This is a genomic window from Arsukibacterium sp. (assembly GCF_033721375.1).
GTDB lineage: Bacteria > Pseudomonadota > Gammaproteobacteria > Enterobacterales > Alteromonadaceae > Alishewanella.
This window is the reverse complement of the sequence record NZ_JAWWAP010000009.1, coordinates 182,066-205,374: the sequence shown is the minus strand read 5'-3', so window position 1 is coordinate 205,374 and position 23,309 is coordinate 182,066. Positions and strand designations below refer to the sequence as shown.

Below are 23,309 nucleotides of genomic sequence, written 5' to 3'. Positions count from 1 at the left end.
ACGTTATCTGCTAAAGCCGGTTAGTCCGGTACTAAATAATCGGCAATTAATGCCCCATCAGCTTTTCTACGGCATCAGGTTGATTATGTACAGCAAACTTATCGACCAGGGTTGCGCTGGCCTCATTTAAGCCAATCAGCTCTACTTCAGTCCCCTCGCGGCGGAATTTCAGTACCACTTTATCCAGCGAGCTGACCGCAGTTATATCCCAGAAATGGGCCCGGCTTAAATCAATGCTGACGTTCTCTACCGCTTCTTTAAAATCAAAGGCATCGATAAACTGCTCGGCAGAAGTAAAGAATACCTGGCCCACGACCTGATAATCACGCTGATGGCCATCGGCGGCCAGCTTAGAGCCGATATACAGGATTTGCCCCACTTTATTGGCAAAGAACAGCGCGCTTAGCAGCACCCCAACCAATACACCGTAAGCCAGGTTGTGAGTAGCGACCACGACAATCACAGTCATGATCATGACTACAGAGGAGCTTTTCGGGTTTTTGCGTAAGTCTTTTACCGACGACCAGCTAAAGGTACCGATAGACACCATAATCATAATCGCCACCAGCGCTGCCATTGGGATCAGCCCGACCCATTTATCTAAAAACACCACCATAATCAGCAACAAAATACCGGCTAACAGGGTTGATAAACGGGTACGACCGCCGGATTTTACATTGATAATAGACTGGCCAATCATCGCGCAGCCTGCCATGCCACCAATTAAGCCAGAGCCTAAATTAGCCACGCCCTGACCAATACATTCGCGGTTTTTATTGCTGCTGGTATCGGTTAAGTCATCAACAATCGTTGCCGTCATCAGTGACTCGAGAATACCCACTACCGCCAGCGCCAGTGAATACGGGAAAATAATTTGCAGCGTTGCAAAATTCAGCGGTACATCCGGCCACAGGAAAATCGGCAGACTGTCCGGCAGCTCGCCCATATCCGCCACGGTGCGGATATCCAGGCCGAAATACAGCGACAGCGCAGTAAGCACGATGATGCAGACTAACGGCGATGGTACTGCTTTGGTAACATAGGGAAACAGGTAAATAATGGCTAGACCCAGCGCCGTCATGCCATATACTGTGGTGGTGCCGTAAGTACCACTAAGCTCGGGTAACTGCGCCATAAAAATCAGAATGGCCAGGGCGTTAACAAAGCCGGTAACCACCGAGCGCGAAACAAAGCGCATTAAGTCACCCAGCTTAAAAATGCCGAATACAATCTGAATAAGGCCGCATAATAAGGTCGCCGCCAGCAAATATTCCAGACCATGGTTTTTCACCAGGGTTATCATCAGCAGCGCCATAGCGCCGGTGGCAGCAGAAATCATCGCCGGCCGGGCACCGACGAAGGCAATAATTAAACAAATTGCGAAAGAGGCATACAGACCAACTTTAGGGTCAACTCCGGCAATAATAGAGAAAGCAATGGCTTCAGGGATCAGGGCAAGCGCTACCACGATAGCGGACAAAACATCCCCTCTGATATTAGAGAACCAGTTCTGTTTGAGAGTATTAATCATTTAAATGTCCAACAGGTTATTTTCCGACGTTCAGCACAGGCGCCTGGGATAAATTGCGTGTAAAGTCACTTATCCGGGCTGCATTTATTGCGTTAAGCCTTGAACTTTATTTGCAATTTATTGATGGTTCTGGGAGTTACACCGGCCTTTCCTCATTGGTCAACAATTGTACACTGCCAAAAAATAAGCGCGCATTATAGTGCTATCAACGCGGCAAAACCAGTAAAAACAGCGATAAACTGGCTTGCGGCGTGATAAGACATCAAAATTAACACTCGCTTATTTCCATCCGGCTGATATCGGGGCAATCAGACCGGTAATCCTTCGCGGTAAAACTGCACGCCGCCACAGTTACTGCAGGGCAGCAGTTCACCCGGATGGGTGTAATCAATATGCTGATAACAGTTGCTGCAGCGGTAGCGGCCCATCCCTACCCGCTCTCCCTGAAAATACACGCCCTGATGTTTAAAATCCTGGGTCAGCTCCTGCCATTCAATCTGGGTTTTATCGGTAATACCGCTAAGCTCCTGCCACAACGCTTCCGGCCACAGTGATGGTGGCTGTTGCTCAGTGTCGTCATCGCCCGGCTGCTGTTGCTGCTCGTGCCACTGGCGTTTCAGTGTTTCAACAAATAACCGGGTTTCATCTGCACTGAGCTCTTTACCTGCCCTGATATACTGCTTAAAAGTATCAATAAACTTTACTAACTGATTGTCATAATTATCGGGGTTTTGCTGCATATTGCGGTTAAATTCCGCTAACCAGCGCTGGTACTTTTTCTGAAAATCACTCATAGCGTCTCCTTGTTGGTTTTTCCAGTATAGACAACGCGCTTGCTTATTGTTGTCAAAACCGTGCTGCGGTATGCTATAGCTACTTTTTCCGGCTATGCCGGCCCTGCCTGAACTTTATCGTGGATGATGTAAATGCAACAACAATATGACCCGCAGCAAATTGAAACCGCTTTGCAACAGCAATGGGAAGCAACAGATGCCTTTAAGGTGACGGAAGATCCCAGCAAAGAAAAGTTTTATTGCCTGTCGATGTTCCCCTACCCGAGCGGACGCTTGCATATGGGTCATGTTCGTAACTATACCATTGGCGATGTAGTCAGCCGTTTTCAACGGATGCAGGGCAAAAACGTTATGCAGCCTATGGGCTGGGATGCCTTTGGTTTACCGGCAGAAAATGCGGCAATCAACCATAAAACGGCGCCGGCGAAATGGACCTACGAAAATATTGATTACATGAAAAACCAGCTGAAACGGCTGGGTTTTGGCTATGACTGGAGCCGCGAAGTTGCCACCTGCAAACCAGACTATTATCGCTGGGAGCAATGGTTCTTTACCAAGCTGTACGAGAAAGGCCTGGTTTACAAGAAAATGGCTACCGTCAACTGGGATCCGGTTGACCAGTGCGTGCTGGCCAACGAACAGGTTATTGATGGCCGTGGCTGGCGCTCGGGTGCCGTAGTCGAGCAGCGCGAGCTGGCACAATGGTTTATTAAAATTACCGCCTATGCGGAAGAATTGCTGGCTGATTTAGAGCAGTTAACCGAATGGCCTGAACAAGTGCGCACCATGCAGAAAAACTGGATTGGTCGCTCTGAAGGCGTCAATATCCGGTTTGATATTGCAGGTAAAGACACTGAAGTTGAAGTGTATACCACCCGGCCGGACACCCTGTACGGCGTGACTTATCTGGCCGTTGCGGCCCAGCATCCGCTGGCACGCGAAGCGGCGGCAACCAATCCGCAACTGGCTGCTTTTATTGAAGATTGCAAAGGCGGCAAGCTGGCTGAAGCAGAGCTGGCGACGATGGAGAAAAAAGGCTGTGCCACCGGCATTTTTGCCGTACATCCACTAACCGGTGAGCAACTGCCGGTATGGGTCGCCAATTTTGTATTAATGGACTACGGCTCTGGCGCAGTGATGGCCGTACCCGGCCACGATCAGCGCGACTATGAATTTGCCAGCAAATACGGTTTAACGATTAAACAGGTTGTTGCCGCCAGTAGCGGTGACGCCGCCGATCTAAGCCAGGCTGCCTACACCGAAAAAGGTACCTTAATTAACTCGGCCGAATTTGATGGTCTGGTATTTAGCGAAGCCTTTAGCGCCATTGCAGCCAAACTGGCCAGTCTGGGTAAAGGCGAAGTAAAGGTAAATTACCGCTTACGTGACTGGGGCGTATCGCGCCAGCGTTACTGGGGTACCCCTATTCCAATGCTGAACCTGGCCGATGGCTCAGTGGTGCCGGTGCCGGAAGACCAGCTGCCGGTGCGTTTACCGGAAGATGTGGTAATGGACGGTGTCACCTCGCCCATTAAAGCGGATCCGGACTGGGCGAAAACCGAATACAACGGCGCACCGGCTTTTCATGAAACCGATACCTTCGATACCTTTATGGAATCGAGCTGGTACTATGCCCGCTATTGCAGCCCGGATCATGATAAAGCGATGCTGGACCCGGCAAAAGCCAATTACTGGTTGCCGGTCGATCAATATATTGGCGGTATTGAACATGCCATTTTGCATTTACTGTATGCCCGCTTCTTCCATAAATTGCTGCGTGACGTTGGTCTGGTGCAATGTGATGAGCCGTTTAAACGCTTGTTGTGTCAGGGCATGGTGCTGGCTGAAACCTTCTACCGCGAAACCGATAATGGCGGTAAACAATGGTTATCGCCGCAGGATGTTACGGTAGAGCGCGACGATAAAGGCCGGATCACCCAGGCTGTATTGCAATCTGATGGCCTGCCGGTGCAATCTGCCGGTATGAGCAAAATGTCCAAGTCAAAGAATAACGGTATCGACCCGCAACAGGTTATCAACCAGTACGGTGCCGATACGGTACGGTTATTTATGATGTTTACTGCACCACCGGAGCAAACTCTGGAATGGTCAGACTCTGCCGTAGAAGGCGCACACCGGTTTATTAAGCGGGTTTATACCCTGGTGCAGGACGTGAAAGCCGCTGGTGCGCCAGAACCTTTGCAGTTAAATGCCTTAACTAACGAGCAGAAAACACTGCGGCGCGAGCTGCATAAAACCATCTTTAAGGTCAGCGATGATATTGGCCGGCGTTATACCTTTAACACCGCCATTGCCGCCGTTATGGAGCTGAGTAATAAACTGCAAAAGGCCAGCCTGGCAACTGCCCAGGATAAAGCCGTGATGCATGAAGCCGTGCTGGCATTATTGCAGCTGCTAAATCCGATTACCCCGCATGTGGCACAGTATTTATGGGGCGAAATGGGCCAGAGCCAGGGTATTGAGCAAACTCCCTGGCCGGCAGTCGATGAACAAGCAATGGTTGAAGACGAAAAGCTGGTAGTGGTGCAGATAAATGGCAAAGTCCGGGCCAAAGTCACCGTCAGCGCCGATGCCACTGAGCAACAGGTGCTAGAAATAGCTAAGCAGGATGATAACGTTCAGCGTTATCTAGATGGCGTTAGCTTACGTAAAGTGATTTACGTGCCCGGCAAACTGCTGAACCTGGTGGTTGGCTGATATGCTGAAAATGGCGATAGCAGCGGTGTTAACGCTGGCGTTAAGCAGCTGCGGTTTTCACCTGCGTGGTAATTTGCCGCTTAGCCAGTTCCCGGCAGTGTACGTACAAAGTGAAGCGCATTCTGAACTGGCTGAGCTATTAAATGAACGACTTGAACAGAATAACGTTCGGTTATTAAGTAGCATGCAGGCTGACGCCCCGACCATTCAGCTGCTGAGTGACACGCTGGAGCGCCGCACCTTATCGTTATTCCCAAGTGGCCAGGTTGCCGAATACGAGCTGATTTATAAAGTCAGTTATTATCTGATTATGCCAGGTGCTGAACCTGCTTTTAATCAGTTTGAGCTGTACCGTGATTATCAGGACGATCCGAACCAGGCGCTGGCAAAAGCCCGCGAACTGGACTTATTGCTCAGTGAGTTACGTCAACAAGCTGCCAACCGGATTATCCGCCAACTGGCCCGGTTAGACTGATGCAAAAACTGTATGCTAACCAGCTGGCTGCCCAGCTTCAGCAAGGGTTAGCTGCGTGTTATCTGGTTTTTGGCGAAGAGCCGTTACAAAAGCTTGAGGCCATTGATGCCATTCGTCACGCTGCTAAAGCACAGGGTTTTGACGAACGGCTCAGCTTTACCGTCGATAACCAGTTCGACTGGAGCCAGCTGCATAACGAGCTCGGTGCCATGTCACTGTTTGCTGACAAGCGGCTGATAGAGCTGGAATTAAGTCAGAAGTTACCGCCAACTGCCAGCGATCAGCTAAAACAGTTAGCCGGCGCGCTGTCACCAGACATTGTCTTGGTGTTGCACGGCCAGCGCAGTTTTGCCGAAGTCAGTAAGCTGGCCTGGTTTAAACAACTGCAACAACAGGCCATTCAGGTAGCCATTTATCCGCTGGATGACCGCCAGGCTCGCCAATGGCTGCAACAGCGCGCCCGTCAGCTTAACTTACAGCTGACCGCTGATGCTTTTAACCTGCTGCAACACCACAGTGCCGGTAACTTGCTGGCAGCCCGCCAGGAACTGGAAAAGCTGGCATTAACCCACCCGGAACAACTGATAGATGCTAATGTGCTGGCAGATTTTTTAGCTGATCATTCCAGCTTTACCGTGTTTCAGCTCGGTGATGCCATTCTGGCCGGCGAGGGCCAGCAAGCCCTGCACCGGCTGCACCGGCTGCTGCAGCAGGATTTAGAACCGGCGATTATTATCTGGCAATTACAAAGAGATTTGCAGCAACTGCAGCAGCTACAACACAATCAGCAACAGGGCATTGCCCTTAGCCAGACATACAAACAGCTGGCGATCTGGCCCAAACGCCAGCCGTTATATCAGCAGGCACTGCAACGTTTATCACTAAGCTATCTGAATTATTTATTGCAGGAGCTGGCAGCATTTGACCGGCTTTACAAAGCAGGCAAATTAGTCGACATTACAACCGCGCTTGGCCACCTGGTCTGTTTATTTATCCGGCCGGTGCCCCGCACTTACAGCTTACAGCAACACGGCGATGAGTAACCAGCTAAAGTCCAGTCCGCTGATTGGCATTTTAGGTGGTACCTTTGACCCGGTACATCAGGGGCATCTGGCCTGTGGCCGTTATGTGCTGGAACATTGTCAGCTGGATCAGCTGCAATTTATGCCCTGTCATCTGCCGCCGCACCGGGCAAGCCCTGGCGTCAGTGCTAAGCAGCGTGCAGCAATGGTTGAGCTGGCCATTGCAAATGAACCTAAGATGCAATTACAGCCGCTGGAACTTAACCGCGACAGCCCGTCTTACACGGCTGACAGCCTGGCCCTGCTAAAACAACGCATGCCGGCCAGCACGCTGGCCTTTGTCATTGGTATGGATTCACTCTGTTATTTTAAGCAATGGCATAACTGGCAGCAGATCCTGATGCTGAGCCATCTGATTGTCTGCCAGCGCCCCGGTTACAGTGGCCAGCAAGGCGATGCACCCGCGCTGCTGGCAGAGTTTGGTGCCGCTGTTGAGACATTACATCAGGCTGAGCATGGCAGCATTATTGAGCTGAATAATCCTGACTTTGCCGCCAGCGCAACCGCTATCCGGGCAGCCCTTGCCAAAAACCAGCAAAATATCACTGCAGTTGCCCCGCCGGTACTGAACTATATTAAGCAACATCGACTCTACCAGAGCTAAGCGCTATAACAGGGGCGAAACTGTGGTAAAATAGCCGCTTTTAGTCAGTATTGAGGAAAATAGGTGCAAACGAACGAACTGGTTGCCTTTGTCACAGACAAAATTGATGATATGAAAGGCCGGGATATTGTGACGTTAGATGTCCGGGGCAAGTCAAGCGTAACAGAATATATGGTGGTCTGCTCGGGTACCTCTACCCGCCATGCCAAATCAGTTGCCAACTATCTGGCTGCCGAGTGCAAAAAGGCCGGCGTACAGCCGCTGGGTATTGAGGGTGAAAGCAGCGGTGAATGGGTACTGCTCGATTTAGATTCGGTAGTCGTGCACGTGATGCTGGATGAAACCCGCAACTTTTATCAGCTGGAAAAACTCTGGAGTGCCTGATCGGGTATGAAGCTTAGTCTGATTGCTGTTGGCACCAGAATGCCTGACTGGGTGCAAACCGGCTTTAATGAGTATGCCAGACGCTTTGGCCGCGATATGTCGCTGGAACTGATAGAAATACCGGCAGGAAAACGTGGCAAAAACGCTGATATTAAGCGGATCCTTGAACTTGAAGGCGAAAAAATGCTGGCCGCCGTCAGCAAAGGTAGCCGGATTGTCACGCTGGAAGTCACCGGCGACAACTGGAGCAGCCCGCAACTGGCCCAGCGGCTGGAACAATGGCAACTGGACGGCCGTGATGTTGCCTTGCTGGTTGGCGGACCGGAAGGACTGGCGCCGGCATGCATTGCTGCCAGCGAAGCCAAGTGGTCCCTGTCCGCACTGACGCTGCCCCACCCCATGGTGCGCGTGGTGCTGGCAGAAGCCCTGTACCGGGCCTGGAGTATCAGTACTAACCATCCTTATCATCGCGAGTAGTTATGCTGAAGAAACGCGTTGCAATGCAGGACATCGCCGCCGAAACCCGTCTGTTTAACAGCAGAGCGGTAGTTGCCATGCTGATCGTCTGTTTCGCGTTTAGCGTTATTTTACTCAATATGTATAACCTGCAGGTCCGCTCCTATCAGGATTATCAAATCCGCTCGGAAGGCAACCGGATCAAGGTATTACCGCTGGCCCCGAACCGCGGTTTGATCAGTGATCGCAACGGTATTTTACTGGCAGAGAACCGGCCGGTATTTTCACTGGAGCTGGTGCCAGAGCAAATTGATGATATCGACGTAACGCTGAGCAGCCTGGCAGAATTAATTGAGATATCATCGGAGCAGCAGCAGGATTTTCTGCAACAGGTCAGACAGCAGCGGCGTTTTAATTCTATTGCGTTAAAAGAACGGTTAAACGAGCAGGAAGTAGCGATTATCTCGGTAAACCTGCACCGTTTTCCCGGCGTGACAGTAGAAGCAAGACTTAGCCGGCACTACCCTTTCGGCGATTTATTTACCCATGCCCTGGGCTATATCGGTAAAATTAATACCAATGATTTGCAACGGCTGGAAGAGCAGGGTGTGCTGGCAAACTATGCGGCCAGCCGCGAAATTGGCAAGCTGGGGCTTGAACGCTATTATGAAGAACAGCTGCACGGCACCATGGGTTTTCAGGAAGTAGAAGTGAATAACCGCGGCAGGGTTATCCGGGTATTACGTTCGGTCCCTGCCCGCTCTGGCAAGAATATCCGGTTAAGCCTCGATGTTGGCCTGCAACTGACGGCCCAGCAAACACTTAATCAGAGCCGGGGTGCCATCGTCGCTATGGACCCTCGTGATGGCGCCGTGCTGGCATTTTACTCTAACCCCAGTTATGACCCGAATTTGTTTGTGCATGGTATCAGCAGCAGTGCTTACAATGCGCTATTGCACTCACCGGACCGGCCGCTGATTAACCGCGCTACGCAAGGGATTTACCCCCCTGCATCAACCATTAAACCCCACCTGGCGCTGTTAGGACTGGAAACCAATACGGTACAACCGGGCACGAAAGTCTGGGATCCGGGCTACTTTACCCTGCCTAACAGTGACCATCGTTTTCGTGACTGGAAACGGGGCGGCCATGGCTGGGTAGATGTTTACAGTGCCGTAGTACAAAGCTGCGATATTTATTTCTATGATCTTGGGATCAAGCTGGGTATCGACCGGATTTCCGATTATATGCGCCAGTTTGGCTTTGGCGAGCGCACCGGTATCGATATTCATGAAGAAGCCAGCGCCAATATGCCATCGCGTGGCTGGAAACGGGCGCGTTTTAATCAACCCTGGTATCCCGGAGATACTGTGCCACTGAGTATTGGTCAGAGTTTCTGGACCGCAACTCCGTTGCAGCTGGCTGTATCTACCGCCGTCATCATTAATAAAGGCATGATGCCTACCCCCCATATGGCCGCAGAACTCAGTTCAGCTGATAGCATTGAGCCGGTCGAGCCGGGGCTTCGGCCGGTGGTGACGGTTAGCGACGAGCGAAACTGGGATATTGTTGCCGAGGCCATGGTGCAAACCGTTGCTACGTTAAAGGGCACAGCTCACACTGCATTTAAAAATACTGAATACAGTTCCGGCGGTAAAACCGGTACAGCTCAGGTTGTCGCTATCGCGCAGGATGCAAAATATGATGCCGACGCCTTGGATGAGCGGCAACGGGATAATGCGATGTATATCGGTTTTGCCCCTGCCGAAAACCCGACCGTGGTATTTGCGGTGGTTGTTGAAAATACCGGTGGCGGTGGCAGTATCGGCGCACCTGCAGGTCGGCAGTTACTGGATTATTATTTTTCTGCAGGGGTAAATACCAATGAATAGCAGCGTGGTTGACCCGGCACAGCGCAGCGGCAGGTTTGCCGCCTTTCATATCGATCTGCCATTACTGCTCGGCCTGCTGGCATTGCTGGGCTTTGGACTGGTGATTTTATACAGTGCCACCGGCCAGAGTGAAGCCATGATGAAAGCTCAGGTCATTCGTCTTGGCGTCGCGTTAGCGGTTATGGCTGGCGTTGCCCAACTTAGTCCGCAAACCATCCGCCGTTGGGCCGTTGCTCTGTTCAGTATTGGTTTGTTAATGCTGATCGCGGTATTGCTGTTCGGCTATGTTGGCAAAGGTGCCCAGCGCTGGCTTGATTTAGGCTTTATGAAATTTCAGCCATCAGAAATCATGAAATTAGCGGTACCCATGGCGGTTGCGTGGTTTATAGCATCCCATAATCTGCCGCCCCGTCTGGGGCACTTATTTGTTGGCTTTATGATGTGTGCTGTTCCAACCCTGCTGATTGCCAAACAACCCGATTTGGGCACCTCGCTGCTCATCGCCATGTCAGGTGTATTTGTGTTGTTTATGGCTGGCATGAGTTGGCGGCTGATAAGCTTTATAGCCGTACTGGTATCGGCATTTGCCCCGGTAATGTGGTATTTTTTGATGCATGATTATCAGCGGCAACGGGTACTGACCTTTTTAAATCCGGAAACCGACCCACTGGGTTCAGGTTATCATATTATTCAGTCTAAAATTGCCATAGGCTCCGGTGGCGTTGATGGCAAAGGCTGGTTACAGGGTACCCAATCACAACTTGAGTTTCTGCCAGAACGACATACTGACTTTATTTTCTCTGTGTTAAGTGAGGAGTTTGGTTTAATCGGCGTGATTTTGCTATTGGCCATTTACCTGTTTATTATTGGCCGGGGGTTAGTCATTGCCAGCAAGGCGCAGGATAACTTCAGCAAACTGGTTGCGGCCAGTTTCACCCTGACCTTTTTTGTGTATGTTTTTGTCAATATTGGTATGGTTTCGGGTTTGCTGCCGGTGGTTGGCGTGCCCCTGCCGCTAGTCAGTTATGGCGGAACCTCTATGGTTACCCTGATGGCTGCATTTGGCGTGTTAATGTCGGTAAGTACTCATAAGCGGATGTTAGCAAATGTTTAGACATTACTCTTTTAGTATAGTGGCAAGCTTATTACTGCTGCTTGCCGGCTGCAGTTCGCCACCACAACCGGTATCACCTAATGAAGGTCGTTATCAGCAACAAAAGGACAGCACGCCGACACGATTACCTACCCTGCTGGAGATGACAGATCCCGCCCCCAAAGCTGAACCCCTTAGTCGGGGCGGTAACCGGCCTTATCAGGTGTTTGGTCAGCACTATGCCCCGATAGCCGATGCCACGATATTTAATGAAAGGGGTATTGCATCCTGGTATGGCAGTAAGTTTCATGGCCACCTGACATCCAATGGCGAAACTTACAATATGTTTGCGATGACTGCAGCCCACAAAACCCTGCCACTGCCGTCTTATGTTAAAGTAACCAATCTGGACAATGGCCAGAGTGCCATTGTCCGGGTCAACGATCGCGGTCCTTTTCACCGCGACCGGATAATTGATTTATCGTACTCTGCAGCAAGCAAAATAGGGATGTTGCAACAAGGTACAGCCAGAGTTCAGTTGGAGCTTATAAAATCTCCGGCCATGCTGGCACAGGATTTAGTTAATACCAGACAACAATGTTATATTCAGATTTTTGCCAGTACGGATAATGATAAACTGAATCAGTTAAGTGCCGAAGTTGCACGAAAACTGGCCATGCCAACTCAGATCCAGGCTACAGATGGAATTTTCCGGCTATTGGTGGGTCCGAGTAAAGATACGCGCCAGGCAAGGAGCTGGCTGGCTAAGTTAAAAGCAGACAAGTATCCCGGCGCCTATTTTTTTGACAGTAGCCAATGCACCTAAAATAAAGGTTGCGGTTGAATTAAAGGGTGCAGCTAAAAACGTACGCAATGACATTTTACTTTCGCAATTTTCAATACAAGAAGAACGGGTCTCATGAATAGTTACAGACGCATCGTCACCTCCGGCATTATTGCCATCAGCAGTTTTTGTTTCGCCAATGTCGCTCAGGCACAGGTTGTGGTGCCTCAGCCACCCAGTGTAGCCGCAAAAGGCCATATTTTAATCGATTTTGATACCGGCAAGGTATTGTCTGAAGAAAACGCAGATATGTCACTGTCTCCAGCCAGCCTGACGAAGATGATGACCAGCTACGTTATCGGCACCGAACTGAAGAACGGTAATATCAGTCTGGATGATCAAGTGACTATCAGCGAAAAGGCCTGGGCAAAAAACTTCCCGGGCTCGTCACTGATGTTTATCGAAGTGGGTACCCAGGTATCGGTAGCGGATTTGAACAAGGGTATTATCATTCAGTCCGGGAATGATGCTTGTGTGGCAATGGCAGAGCATATTGCCGGCAGCGAAAGCGCCTTTGTCGATTTGATGAACGCTCATGCCCAGCGCCTGGGTATGACCAATACCCGCTTTGGCAACAGCCATGGCTTACCGGTAGACGAGCATTACACTACCCCCAGAGATATGGCTAAGTTATCAGTAGCGTTAATCAGGGACGTACCGGAAGAATATGCCATTTATGCTGAAAAAGAATTTACCTACAATAATATCCGCCAGTACAACCGCAATTCGTTGTTGTGGGATCGCAGTCTGGAGGTTGATGGCATTAAAACCGGTCATACCGAGGAAGCAGGCTATAGCCTGATTACCTCTGCCACCCGCGATGGTATGCGCCTGGTATCCGTAGTGATGGGTACCGACAGCGAGCGCGCCCGCGCCAATGAAAACAAAAAATTACTGAGTTATGGCTTCAGGTTCTTTGAAACGTTTTCACCCTATCAGAGCGGAGAGCAATTTGCCGAGCAGCGGGTTTGGCAGGGTGATAAAGAGCAAATTAAATTGGGCCTGCTGCAAAGCACACCTATTACCATTGCCCGCGGTCAGCGCCGTAATCTGCAAGCCGACGTCAGCTTGAATCAGGAGCTTATTGCCCCCATCAACAAAGGCCAGGTGGTCGGTACCATCTACTTAAAGCTGGAAGGCGAAGATATAGCGGAGTATCCGTTAGTCGCACTGGAAGATGTTGACCGTGGCGGCTTTTTCAGCCGGATGATTGACTATGTAAAAATGCAATTTAACTAAACAGCTTGCTGCCAGCATCACAAGTCCCGGCAACTGCCGGGATTTTTTGTTATAATGCTGACCTTTTAAGCAGGCGCTGGCTGCTAGCGGGCCAGACAACAAGGCAATAGCGTTAATGAGAGTAAGCGTATGGCTAACGAAGTAAAAGACACCAAATTTGATCAGTACCTGGATTTTCCCTGCCAGTTCAACTTTAAAGTGCTGGGCCTGGCTGAGCCAGAACTGGTCGACGAAGTAATGAGCGTAATTTGCCGCCATACCGATGCCACAGACTACAGCCCTAACGTAAAACCCAGTGCCAAGGGTAATTATCATTCCGTATCAGTAAAAGTAACCGTTACCAGTAAAGATCATATTGAATTACTGTATACAGAGCTTGGCAAAATTGAACGGGTTCGCTACGTACTTTAACAGGCTGAACTCGCATTAGCGGCACAAATCGCTATAATGCAGCCAGTTTTTCAGCGGAGTAAGCCGTGACTCTCAGCCAGCAACTTGTTATCCGTGATTTAGGCAGCCAGGATTATACTCAGGTATGGCACGCTATGCAGCGGTTTACCGATCAGCGTGACGAAAATACACCTGACGAACTATGGATGCTGGAGCATCCGGCGGTGTTCACTCAGGGCCAGGCAGGCAAAGCTGAACACCTGTTACTGCCTGGGGATATCCCGGTAGTCAAGGTAGACCGTGGCGGTCAGGTTACCTACCATGGCCCTGGCCAGCTGGTGGTATACGTGTTGCTGGATATTAAGCGGCGCAAGCTGGGTGTGCGGGAACTGGTCAGCATGTTAGAGCAGGCGTTAGTTGAACTGCTTGCGCAGTTTGGTGCGACTGCCAATGCCCGGCCAGATGCGCCGGGTGTGTATATCGACGGTAAGAAAATCGCCTCGCTGGGGTTAAGGGTACGTAAAGGCTGTACCTTTCATGGTCTGGCACTTAATGTCGATATGGATCTGAGCCCTTTTCACCGGATTAACCCCTGCGGTTATGCCGGCATGCAAATGATCCAGAGTAAAGATTACGGCGGCCCGCTGACTGTCAGCCAGGCAAAAACCGGGATCAGCAACATCTTTCAGCGGCTTCTGGCCGTATCAGAACTGAGTTTTAAAACAGGGTTAGAGTGGTAAAATGACTAAAACAGCGCGTATGGAACCAGGTGTTAAACTACGTGACGCTGATAAAATGGCGTTGATTCCGGTGAAGGTATTGCCAACCGAACCTGATGAAATGCTGCGAAAGCCGTCCTGGTTAAAAATAAAACTACCAAAAACCACTGAGCGGATTGACCAGATTAAAGGCGCCATGCGCAAACATGGCCTGCACTCAGTGTGTGAAGAAGCCGCCTGCCCTAACCTGCCGGAATGTTTTAACCACGGCACCGCAACCTTTATGATCCTTGGTGCTATTTGTACCCGGCGCTGTCCGTTTTGTGACGTCGCCCATGGCCGGCCATTGCCACCGAGCGCTGAAGAGCCGGAAAAACTGGCATTAACTATCCGGGACATGAAGTTAAAATACGTGGTGATCACCTCGGTTGACCGCGACGACTTACGTGACGGTGGTGCCCAGCACTTTGCCGATTGTATTGCCGCCATTCGCAAATACAGCCCTGACATTAAGATTGAAGTGCTGGTACCGGATTTCCGTGGCCGGATGGATGTCGCACTGGAAATTTTAAGTAAAAGCCCGCCAGATGTGTTTAACCATAACCTGGAAACCGCGCCGCGGCTTTATAAACTGGCCCGGCCGGGTGCCGACTACAAGTGGTCACTGACCTTGCTAAAACGCTTTAAACAGGCCCATCCAGAGGTTTCTACTAAATCCGGCCTGATGGTGGGTCTCGGAGAAACAACTGAAGAGCTGCTGCAGGTATTGCAGGATTTACGTGAGCACGATGTGGATATGCTGACCGTAGGTCAGTATCTGCAACCGAGTAAACATCACCTGCCGGTAAAACGCTATATGCCACCGGCTGAGTTTGATGAAATTAAACACTTTGCCAACAGCATCGGTTTTAAACACGCCGCCTGCGGCCCCTTCGTCCGCTCCAGCTACCATGCCGATCGCCAGGCCGCTGGTGAAGAAGTCAGCTGATACTCTACTGGCATATATAAAAAAGGCTGCATTAATGCAGCTTTTTTATTAAACACAGTGAACAACCTTACTGTGCTATTTATCAGCAAAACAGCTACACTTGCAGCAGTAAAGACTGGAGGGGTTTATGGAGCAACGACGTTTTAGCCGGGTAAATTTTCAGGGTAAAGCTCATTTAGAAACCACCGATTACAGCTACCCTACTGATGTGCTCGATTTATCCTTAAAAGGTGCCCTTGTCAGCATACCTGCGAGCTGGAGCCCCGCCGGGCAAGGCCCCCTGACATTGCGGGTGCATTTAAGTGACTACCCGCTGGATTTCAGCATGCAGGTCAGTATTGCCCATCAGCATGATGATATGCTTGGGCTGCACTGCGTTAAAATTGATCTGGAAAGTGCTGGTCATCTAAAACGACTGATTGAACTTAACTTAGGCGATAGCCAGTTATTAAGCCGCGAGCTATCTGAATTGTCAGCCGACGAAAATGCCTGAGCTTGCCGAACCGCTAATAAAGATACTGCGGTTATTAAAGATGCTGCAGTGCGTTGACGGCATCATGATAGCCATGATCTGCCGCTAGCTGCATCAGGCTGTGCCATTGCTGCCAGGCTTGTTGCTGCCGAGCCAGATAGGCAAAATAGTACTGCACCGGCATTATAGCTTCAGGGCTGGCCAACGCCCGTAGCATTAGCTGCTGATATAACTCTGGCATTGCACTCTGATAAAGCTCCATCGGATTTACTGTCCCCACCACCCGGTAAGCCGGCTGTCCTAATTGCTGACAGGTCGCGACAGCGTCAAGTTTCACTGCGCTGTCTGTTGCCGCAGGTAACCATTGCCGGCGCCAGGCAGCAATAGTGGCTGCACTTTTATCAAATAATATATTGGTGGCGTAACTTCCGGCATGGCAAACTGTTGCAGCCGCCTGTTTGCTTAAAGGGTATTCGTCAATAAATCCCAGCACGTGCATAAACTCGTGCTGCAACAATTCCAGACTGGCGGTATCGGGTAGCTGAATAATACCGTTGTTATAGCTGGCGAGGCCCTGACCAGCGATAATTAACAACTGGCTGAACTGCCCGGCCAGCACCTGGCTGGTCAGCGAGCCATAATTGCAGCTTATCCGCTGCGCTGCCTGCTCCGAACAGTTAAGTTCAGTAGCAGTTACCTTAATTAAATCATTAAAACAGACCGGCAGCTGACTTAGCATGGCATTATCGGCCCAGGCTGATTTTAAATACTGCCATCGATCAATACCCGCTTGCTGGCTTGCCACAGGTTGAATGGTCAGCTTGCAGCCTGTCGCTGCCTGGTAGCTACTATTGGCAACTGCTGCAGCAGCTGACTGCCACAGGCCCAGGATTGCCCGTTGCCGGTTGCTGATAAGTGCTGTATTGACTTGTCCGTTATCTGTTATTTGCTGCAGCCATCTGGCGGTGGCTAACCGCCCTTCCAGGCGCTGCTGCAGCTGCAGAGCATGGTTTAAACCGTCGCTATCACCAAGCTTTGCAGCCTGGCGAAACCAGCGTAAAGCTGCGGGCAGCTCATTGCTGGCCAGGCGCTGGCGGGCCAGTTGCAAGGCAGCGCCTGATTCCGTAGCTGCCCGCTGCATTAACTGCTGCTGGCTGTCAGGTTGTGTTTGTGGGGTACAGCCGAGCAGCAATAATGCAAAAAAGCCAGCAAGCTGGCTTTTGATTGGCAAATTGCAGCGAAACTTAATGAAAACCATCAGTTTCACCTGAAAGTGCTTCCCCTCTGAGCCTGGCCATTTCCAGCCTGGCGTAGCGGTGCTCAACAAACTCATAGACATTTGTTGCCAGCACTTTCTTATAGTACTCAATAGCCTGCGCTGGCTGCTGTTTTGCTTCGTGCCATTTTGCCAGATAAAAATACACTTCACATAACCGCTCAGCTAGTGAGCGCGGGCCAGTTAAATCGTCGAGCACTGAAGTCAGCAATTGTTGCTCGGTAATATCACCATGATAGAACCGCGGGATATTGGTCGCCCAGTCATCAGCAGCTAAAACGGTAAGATTAGCGGCTAAACGCTGATTGGCAGCAGCTTCAGATAAATCGGACTCGGCCAGATATAACCAGACAACCCGGTACGGATCGGCCGGGCGCAAGTCAAGAAAACGAACAAAATCAGGCACTGCTAAGTCAGCCCGGCCGGCATAATACAAAGCAATGCCGCGGTTTAGATAGGCATACTCGTAGTCTGGCGCAAGCTCCAGCGCTGAATCGAAAGCTTCATAGGCCTGGTCAAAATTGCCGCTCAGGGTGTAATGAATACCAACAAAATTATACGCATCGGCCATATCGGGCTTTAAGCGAAGCGCCCGCATAAAATCTAGCCTGGCCAACGAACGCAGCCCTGCGCTGTCGTACATAACACCACGATCATAATATAAACGTGCCGATTGCTCTTCTGTCAGCTCAGCACGTTGCAGAATTTCTGTTAAGCGGGCAATGGCCAGCTCAGTACGATAAGGTACCGCCAGCGGCTCTGGCGTTAGCCAGGCCGCAGACGATGACGGTTGGCTGGAAGCACAACCGTTTAAGGTCAGCAGCGCCAGTAACAGCGCCGCTACACCTGCTTTAATGCCAACCATATTACGCGTCTTGCTCTGCGTTAGCAGTGGTTTCAGCTGGTTTAGTATTGGCTTCTTTAATACTTAACCGAACCCGGCCCTGCTTATCCACTTCCAGTACTTTAACAGCCACTTTCTGACCTAACTGTAAGTGTTCAGAAACATTGCTAACCCGCTCATCAGAGATTTGCGAAATATGAACTAAACCGTCTTTACCTGGCAGGACATTAACGAAAGCACCAAAGTCTACAATCCGTACCACTTCGCCCTGATAGATAGCACCCACTTCAATGTCAGCGGTAATGGCATTGATTTTATCAATGGCAATTTGTGCTGCTTTGGCAGTGGTCGCAGCAATTTTGATGCTGCCGTCATCTTCCAGCTCGATTGTCGTACCAGACTCTTCAGTGATCTGACGGATAACTGCACCACCTTTACCGATAACTTCACGGATTTTCTCCGGGTTTATCTTCATGGTGTAGATACGCGGGGCGTATTCAGACATTTCTTCACGGTGACCGCTAATGGCCTGGTCCATTACGTTCAGAATATGCAAACGGGCAGCTTTCGCCTGCTTTAACGCTGTTTGCATAATTTCCTGGGTAATGCCGTCAATTTTAATGTCCATTTGCAGCGCAGTAATACCTTCGGTAGTACCGGCTACTTTAAAGTCCATATCACCTAAGTGATCTTCGTCACCCAAAATATCTGACAATACAACAAAATCATCGCCTTCTTTGACCAGACCCATGGCGATACCAGCAACTGACGCCTTAATAGGCACGCCAGCATCCATCAGTGCTAATGACGAACCACAAACAGACGCCATTGAGCTTGAACCGTTAGATTCGGTAATTTCAGAGACGATCCGCACGGTGTACGGGAAGTCTTCGAAATCCGGCATAACCGCTAACACACCACGCTTTGCTAAACGGCCATGACCGATTTCGCGACGTTTTGGCGAGCCTACCATACCGGTTTCACCCACACAGTACGGAGGGAAGTTATAGTGCAGCATAAAGGTATCAGTTTTCTGACTTAATAAATCGTCGATATTCTGGGCGTCACGGGCGGTACCTAAAGTACAGGTTACCAGTGCCTGGGTTTCACCGCGGGTAAACAGTGATGAACCATGAGTACGTGGTAATACACCAGTCATTACGCTTAAACCACGGATCATTTCCGGGTCACGGCCATCGATGCGCGGCTCACCTTTGGTAATCCGGCTTCGCACCACTTTACTTTCCAGATCGTGGAAAATATCGCCAAATTCGTTTTTATCCAGCTCTTCACCGTCAGCCAGCTCTTCGGTCAGCTTCGCATGCAATGCTGATTTAATTTCAGCGATACGCTCATAGCGTTTGGCTTTTTCAGTGATCTGATAAGCTGCGCCGATATCAGCAGTAGCCAGCTCTGCTACTTTAGCAATCAGTGGCAGGTTTTTCGCAGGGGCCTGCCAGTTCCACGCTGGTTTAGCGCCTTCTGCAGCCAGTTCATTGATAGCGTTAATGGCAACTTGCATCTGCTCGTGGCCATACATTACTGCACCAAGCATCACGTCTTCAGACAGAATATTGGCTTCAGATTCCACCATCAGTACTGCGTTATGGGTACCGGCAACCACTAAATCCAGTTTAGAGCTTTTCAGCTCTTCTTCTGACGGGTTCAGCACATACTGGTTATTGATGTAGCCAACCCGTGCCGCACCGATAGGACCGGCAAAAGGGATACCTGATAATGCTAAAGCCGCTGAAGTACCGATTAAGGCAACGATATCCGGCTGAATTTCCGGTTGTACTGAAACAACAGTAGCAATAACCTGAACTTCGTTGTTAAACCCTTCCGGGAATAATGGCCGGATAGGACGGTCAATCAGACGGCTGGTCAGGGTTTCACCTTCACTTGGCCGGCCTTCACGTTTAAAGAAGCCACCCGGGATCCGGCCAGCTGCATACATTTTTTCCTGGTAATTTACGGTTAACGGAAAGAAATCCTGACCAGGTTTAGGTTCTTTTTTACCAACTACAGTTACTAAAACAGAAGTATCTCCCAGGCTGGCCAGCACTGCGGCATCTGCCTGACGGGCTATGACGCCGGTTTCTAAAGTTAAGGTATGTTGGCCAAACTGAAATGATTTTACGATGGGAGTCACGTGTGTATTTCCTTTATCTTAATCGCCGAATTGCGATGTTTTTCTCTGTGTTTTCTACCTGCACAGTATACTCTGTAACCTGTTGCAAAAGATAGGTTACAGAGTTATCCATGTGGTAAAAAGCTATTAGATGTCTTCATGAACCCAGCTTGTAAGATTGCTAAGTACCGCTCTCTGCTGGTGTAGTGTCAAACTGATAATCGGGCAATACTCTTTCCACTGTTCACTTGCATCCAGGTTATCTACGTTCTCAAGGAAATTCTTACTGAGCTGCGCGTAGACAGAAACAAGTCTGTTATGAAACATATCAAACTCTTGTGGTTTGTCAGATAAATACCAACGATAACAATAGTACTCTAGGTATTCATACATAAAGTCATGTTCTTCACGATGGCTTTTGTAATATTGACCTTTGTCAGCAAAAGGTAACTGTTGCAAAAAATGCTTTCGACGGGTAATTCTTAAAACTTGTAGTTCCCGTTTTGCATAAATATACGGCAGCAGATAGGTTACAATTGCATAGAGGCTACTCCCCATATAACTTCTTACTAATTGTTCATCGTAAATTTTACTTTCAATCCCCTGACACAATTTTTCCGCATCATTTAACAACATCACTATCGATTCGCGATCGATAACGACTCTTTTAAAAAATGACTGCCAGGCGCTATCGTCTTCGGTTGATAAGATGACTTCAGTTTGCGCTATAATAGCTAATGCAGCGCCATATACAGTGTGATATAACGGAAGCTGCGATTGCCCTAATTTATTACTATAAATAAGTTGAAACCGGCGAAATCGATTTATTGCTGTGCGAGGCGCTTGCGCATCATTTATCTGAAATTGACGCAATGCTTTTTTAGTTATCGTTTTATTGCCAGAGCCGGCCCACATCTTATCTATCCATTGCAAAGCATTATTTTCTTTCGCTAGTTTTTTATGATGCTCCAAACTAACTAACAAACTTAATAAGGCTATGGTTGCACTGGCTGAAACTGCCAATGCCGCACTGGGAGCATTGGAGAGCTTGAAATAGATAGTCAAACCGATTGGCAACAATAATAAGCTATACTGCCACAACCTCTCTTTTAGGCTTCGACTAAAAGGGACTCCACGCCACTGAAATTCCGACGTTAATCCACTGGCAGCATTGATGCTGGGTGCATAATTCACATTGAAACTGTGAAAGCTATATGCTTTTGATAGCTGGTTAGCTAAAGGATCCGTTCTCGTTAAATGAGCGTTCTTCTCCCCCACTCATTAACTCCAAAGTATTTCTAAGCGGCGACTTCATCTCCGCCCTGTAAAATTCTGAAGCACATCATAAAAGCCCCACCTGTATGTAAAACCAACATAAACTATAGCCAACTGCAAAAAATACTGCAACCCGATACTCAAATGAATCTGCGCTCATTTAAATTAAAAAAGAGGCCCGAAAGCCTCTTTTTTCTGCGTTATCGCTTAACGATTAACGACGTAAACCTAAACGACCGATCAAAGTAGTGTAACGGCTCTGATCTTTGCCTTTTAAGTAATCTAACAGCTTACGACGCTGGCTAACCATCCGTAACAAACCACGACGTGAGTGGAAGTCGTGTTTGTGCTCGGCAAAGTGGCCTTGCAGGTGAGTGATTGACGCGGTTAACAGGGCAACCTGTACTTCTGGTGAACCGGTATCGCCTTCTTTAACAGCATAGTCAGCAACAATTTTTGCTTTATCAGCAGCGCTTAATGACATATTTAACTCCAGTGTGAGTGAACTAAAATAAGGGAATCGCCGATCACTCATCCAGCAGACCCCAGAAAATCCGGCGTATAATAGCACTTTGCCGGCTTATTACAAGGCGTTTATCTCAGACGCAGGCTGTTGCAGTGCACTGGTATTCAGCAAACGGCGGGAACTTAACACTCCCTGCTGGATCTGGCCAATGCCGATAAAAACATCAGCGGGACCAAGCAGTCTGATTGCGGCAATATCATCTGCCTGCACATCGCAGTGCTGGCCATGTTGTAACTGATGCTGCTGCTCAGCGCTGAGCGCTATTGCCGGCATGCTCACGATACCGGCGTCCAGCGGCAGCAACAAGGCATCCAGCGCACTGAAATCAGCCGATGAATGACATTGCTCAGCCAGCTCATCTAACCGGCCGGGTTTAACCATTTGTTCAGCCTTAAAGGGCCCGACCTGGGTGCGATGTAATTTGCTGACATGAGCACCGCTACCGAGCAGCTCGCCTAAGTCATCAATTAAGGTACGGATATAAGTGCCTTTGGAGCAATGGACAATAAAATCAGCAAAATTGCCGTCCCGCGCCAGCAGGTCAAACCTGAAAATACTGATTGGCCGGGCTTCGCGCTCAATGGTGATGCCCTGCCGGGCATATTTGTACAAGGGTTGGCCCTGATACTTTAACGCCGAGAACATCGTCGGCACTTGCATAATATCACCGCGAAACGCCTGCAGTGCTTGCTCCAGCTCAGCGTCAGTAAAACTGACTGGTCGCTGACTGATCACTTCGCCTTCGGCGTCACTGGTACTGGTGCGAACACCAAAGCAGGCGGTTACCAGATAGGTTTTATCGGTATCAAGTAAAAACTGACTGAATTTGGTGGCCTCACCAAAGCAAATTGGTAATAAACCTGAGGCCATTGGATCCAGCGCGCCGGTATGGCCGGCTTTTTGCGCCTGATACAACCAACGCACCCGCTGCAAAATACCATTACTACTGACTTCCAGCGGCTTGTCCAGTAACAGAATGCCATTAACTGCTCTGGCATTTTTACGTGCCATTATTTATCGGTCCCGTCACTTTCGTCAGGTGCTAAGCCAGCATCATCGTCCGGGGCTAAACCAGCATCTTTGCGCTTGCGCTGATCTTCCTGACGGACCGAGGCCACTAAGCTGGCCATTCTTATCCCTTCATTTAGCGACTGATCAAACGCAAAACGAATATGTGGCACTATCCGGGTCTGAATCCGTTTACCAATTAAGCTGCGGACATAACCGGCGGCGTCATTGAGGATTTTCAGGTTATCTTCGACCTTACTGTCATCCATACCTAAAAAGGTTACAAATACCTTGGCATGCGATAAGTCGCGCGATACTTCGACATCAGAGACGGTGATCATTGAATGCAGCCGCGGATCTTTAATTTCACGCTGCAGGATAACTGCCATTTCTTTTTTAATGTGTTGAGACAACCGGTCAACGCGGGAGAATTCTTTTGCCATTATTGTGTCATCCAATTTTCTGGGGCAGGCAGAGCACAACAGGGGCACTAAAGGCCCCTGTACTCTTTACTACAAGCAATATGCTACAAGCAATCTGCTACAGGCAATATGCTAAAAGCATTTGT

At 49.5% G+C, this 23,309-nt stretch carries 23 protein-coding genes; 14 read left to right on the top strand and 9 right to left on the bottom strand.

Annotated elements, in window-relative coordinates:
• Positions 1–46: 46 nt before the first annotated feature.
• Positions 47–1,531, bottom strand: a complete 1,485-nt coding sequence (locus R3187_RS15360; protein WP_318967936.1) for a SulP family inorganic anion transporter — start codon at positions 1,529–1,531, stop codon at positions 47–49.
• 308 nt (positions 1,532–1,839) lie between these two features.
• Positions 1,840–2,325 carry a zinc ribbon-containing protein gene (locus tag R3187_RS15355; protein ID WP_318967935.1) on the bottom strand — a complete coding sequence of 162 codons (486 nt, stop codon included), beginning with the start codon at positions 2,323–2,325 and terminating at the stop codon, positions 1,840–1,842.
• 132 nt (positions 2,326–2,457) lie between these two features.
• Between R3187_RS15355 and leuS the strand changes: the two genes are divergently transcribed.
• The 14 genes from leuS to R3187_RS15285 all read left to right on the top strand — a co-directional run bounded on the left by leuS (position 2,458) and on the right by R3187_RS15285 (position 15,702).
• Positions 2,458–5,043: a leucine--tRNA ligase gene (gene leuS, locus R3187_RS15350; RefSeq protein ID WP_318967934.1), complete on the top strand. Its 2,586-nt coding sequence runs from the start codon at positions 2,458–2,460 to the stop codon at positions 5,041–5,043.
• Position 5,044: 1 nt separating this feature from the next.
• Positions 5,045–5,518: an LPS assembly lipoprotein LptE gene (gene lptE / locus R3187_RS15345; RefSeq protein WP_318967933.1), complete on the top strand. Its 474-nt coding sequence runs from the start codon at positions 5,045–5,047 to the stop codon at positions 5,516–5,518.
• Positions 5,518–6,561, top strand: a complete 1,044-nt coding sequence (gene holA / locus R3187_RS15340) for a DNA polymerase III subunit delta (RefSeq protein ID WP_318967932.1) — start codon at positions 5,518–5,520, stop codon at positions 6,559–6,561. Before lptE ends, holA begins: the two co-directional genes overlap by 1 nt.
• Positions 6,554–7,204 carry a nicotinate-nucleotide adenylyltransferase gene (nadD, locus tag R3187_RS15335; protein WP_318967931.1) on the top strand — a complete coding sequence of 217 codons (651 nt, stop codon included), beginning with the start codon at positions 6,554–6,556 and terminating at the stop codon, positions 7,202–7,204. The genes holA and nadD overlap by 8 nt, the downstream gene beginning before the upstream one ends.
• Before the next feature lie 63 nt (positions 7,205–7,267).
• Positions 7,268–7,588 (top strand): ribosome silencing factor, encoded by a 321-nt coding sequence (rsfS, locus tag R3187_RS15330; protein ID WP_318967930.1) that lies wholly within the window; start codon positions 7,268–7,270, stop codon positions 7,586–7,588.
• 6 nt (positions 7,589–7,594) lie between these two features.
• On the top strand, positions 7,595–8,065 hold the full coding sequence (gene rlmH, locus R3187_RS15325; RefSeq protein WP_318967929.1) for a 23S rRNA (pseudouridine(1915)-N(3))-methyltransferase RlmH: 471 nt from the start codon (positions 7,595–7,597) through the stop codon (positions 8,063–8,065).
• Between the two features lie 2 nt (positions 8,066–8,067).
• The gene (gene mrdA / locus R3187_RS15320; protein WP_318967928.1) at positions 8,068–9,936 is read left to right on the top strand and encodes a penicillin-binding protein 2; all 1,869 of its coding nucleotides are present in this window, start codon (positions 8,068–8,070) and stop codon (positions 9,934–9,936) included.
• Positions 9,929–11,050, top strand: coding sequence for a rod shape-determining protein RodA (gene rodA / locus R3187_RS15315; RefSeq protein ID WP_318967927.1), 1,122 nt, complete (start codon positions 9,929–9,931; stop codon positions 11,048–11,050). The genes mrdA and rodA overlap by 8 nt, the downstream gene beginning before the upstream one ends.
• A complete protein-coding gene (locus R3187_RS15310) occupies positions 11,043–11,855 on the top strand; it encodes a septal ring lytic transglycosylase RlpA family protein (protein WP_318967926.1) in 813 nt (270 codons plus the stop codon). The genes rodA and R3187_RS15310 overlap by 8 nt, the downstream gene beginning before the upstream one ends.
• 93 nt (positions 11,856–11,948) lie before the next feature.
• A complete protein-coding gene (locus R3187_RS15305; RefSeq protein ID WP_318967925.1) occupies positions 11,949–13,112 on the top strand; it encodes a serine hydrolase in 1,164 nt (387 codons plus the stop codon).
• Between the two features lie 129 nt (positions 13,113–13,241).
• A complete protein-coding gene (gene ybeD / locus R3187_RS15300; protein WP_318967924.1) occupies positions 13,242–13,523 on the top strand; it encodes a DUF493 family protein YbeD in 282 nt (93 codons plus the stop codon).
• A 134-nt stretch (positions 13,524–13,657) separates the two neighbouring features.
• Positions 13,658–14,242: a lipoyl(octanoyl) transferase LipB gene (gene lipB, locus R3187_RS15295; RefSeq protein WP_413229034.1), complete on the top strand. Its 585-nt coding sequence runs from the start codon at positions 13,658–13,660 to the stop codon at positions 14,240–14,242.
• Between the two features lies 1 nt (position 14,243).
• Positions 14,244–15,209: a lipoyl synthase gene (gene lipA / locus R3187_RS15290; protein WP_318967922.1), complete on the top strand. Its 966-nt coding sequence runs from the start codon at positions 14,244–14,246 to the stop codon at positions 15,207–15,209.
• Between the two features lie 127 nt (positions 15,210–15,336).
• The gene (locus R3187_RS15285; protein WP_318967921.1) at positions 15,337–15,702 is read left to right on the top strand and encodes a PilZ domain-containing protein; all 366 of its coding nucleotides are present in this window, start codon (positions 15,337–15,339) and stop codon (positions 15,700–15,702) included.
• Positions 15,703–15,736: 34 nt separating this feature from the next.
• Here R3187_RS15285 and R3187_RS15280 read toward each other — a convergent pair whose 3' ends face one another.
• The 7 genes from R3187_RS15280 to rbfA all read right to left on the bottom strand — a co-directional run bounded on the left by R3187_RS15280 (position 15,737) and on the right by rbfA (position 23,184).
• On the bottom strand, positions 15,737–16,939 hold the full coding sequence (locus tag R3187_RS15280) for a hypothetical protein (RefSeq protein ID WP_318967920.1): 1,203 nt from the start codon (positions 16,937–16,939) through the stop codon (positions 15,737–15,739).
• Positions 16,926–17,822: a lipoprotein NlpI gene (gene nlpI / locus R3187_RS15275; RefSeq protein WP_318967919.1), complete on the bottom strand. Its 897-nt coding sequence runs from the start codon at positions 17,820–17,822 to the stop codon at positions 16,926–16,928. The genes R3187_RS15280 and nlpI overlap by 14 nt, the downstream gene beginning before the upstream one ends.
• Before the next feature lies 1 nt (position 17,823).
• Complete coding sequence (gene pnp, locus R3187_RS15270; protein WP_318967918.1) at positions 17,824–19,953, bottom strand: polyribonucleotide nucleotidyltransferase; 2,130 nt, start codon at positions 19,951–19,953, stop codon at positions 17,824–17,826.
• 126 nt (positions 19,954–20,079) lie between these two features.
• A complete protein-coding gene (locus R3187_RS15265; RefSeq protein WP_318967917.1) occupies positions 20,080–21,210 on the bottom strand; it encodes a hypothetical protein in 1,131 nt (376 codons plus the stop codon).
• Positions 21,211–21,421: 211 nt separating this feature from the next.
• Positions 21,422–21,691, bottom strand: coding sequence for a 30S ribosomal protein S15 (gene rpsO, locus R3187_RS15260; protein ID WP_097111796.1), 270 nt, complete (start codon positions 21,689–21,691; stop codon positions 21,422–21,424).
• A gap of 99 nt (positions 21,692–21,790) precedes the next feature.
• Complete coding sequence (truB, locus tag R3187_RS15255) at positions 21,791–22,744, bottom strand: tRNA pseudouridine(55) synthase TruB (protein WP_318967916.1); 954 nt, start codon at positions 22,742–22,744, stop codon at positions 21,791–21,793.
• Positions 22,744–23,184: a 30S ribosome-binding factor RbfA gene (gene rbfA, locus R3187_RS15250; protein ID WP_318967915.1), complete on the bottom strand. Its 441-nt coding sequence runs from the start codon at positions 23,182–23,184 to the stop codon at positions 22,744–22,746. Before rbfA ends, truB begins: the two co-directional genes overlap by 1 nt.
• Positions 23,185–23,309: the final 125 nt, after the last annotated feature.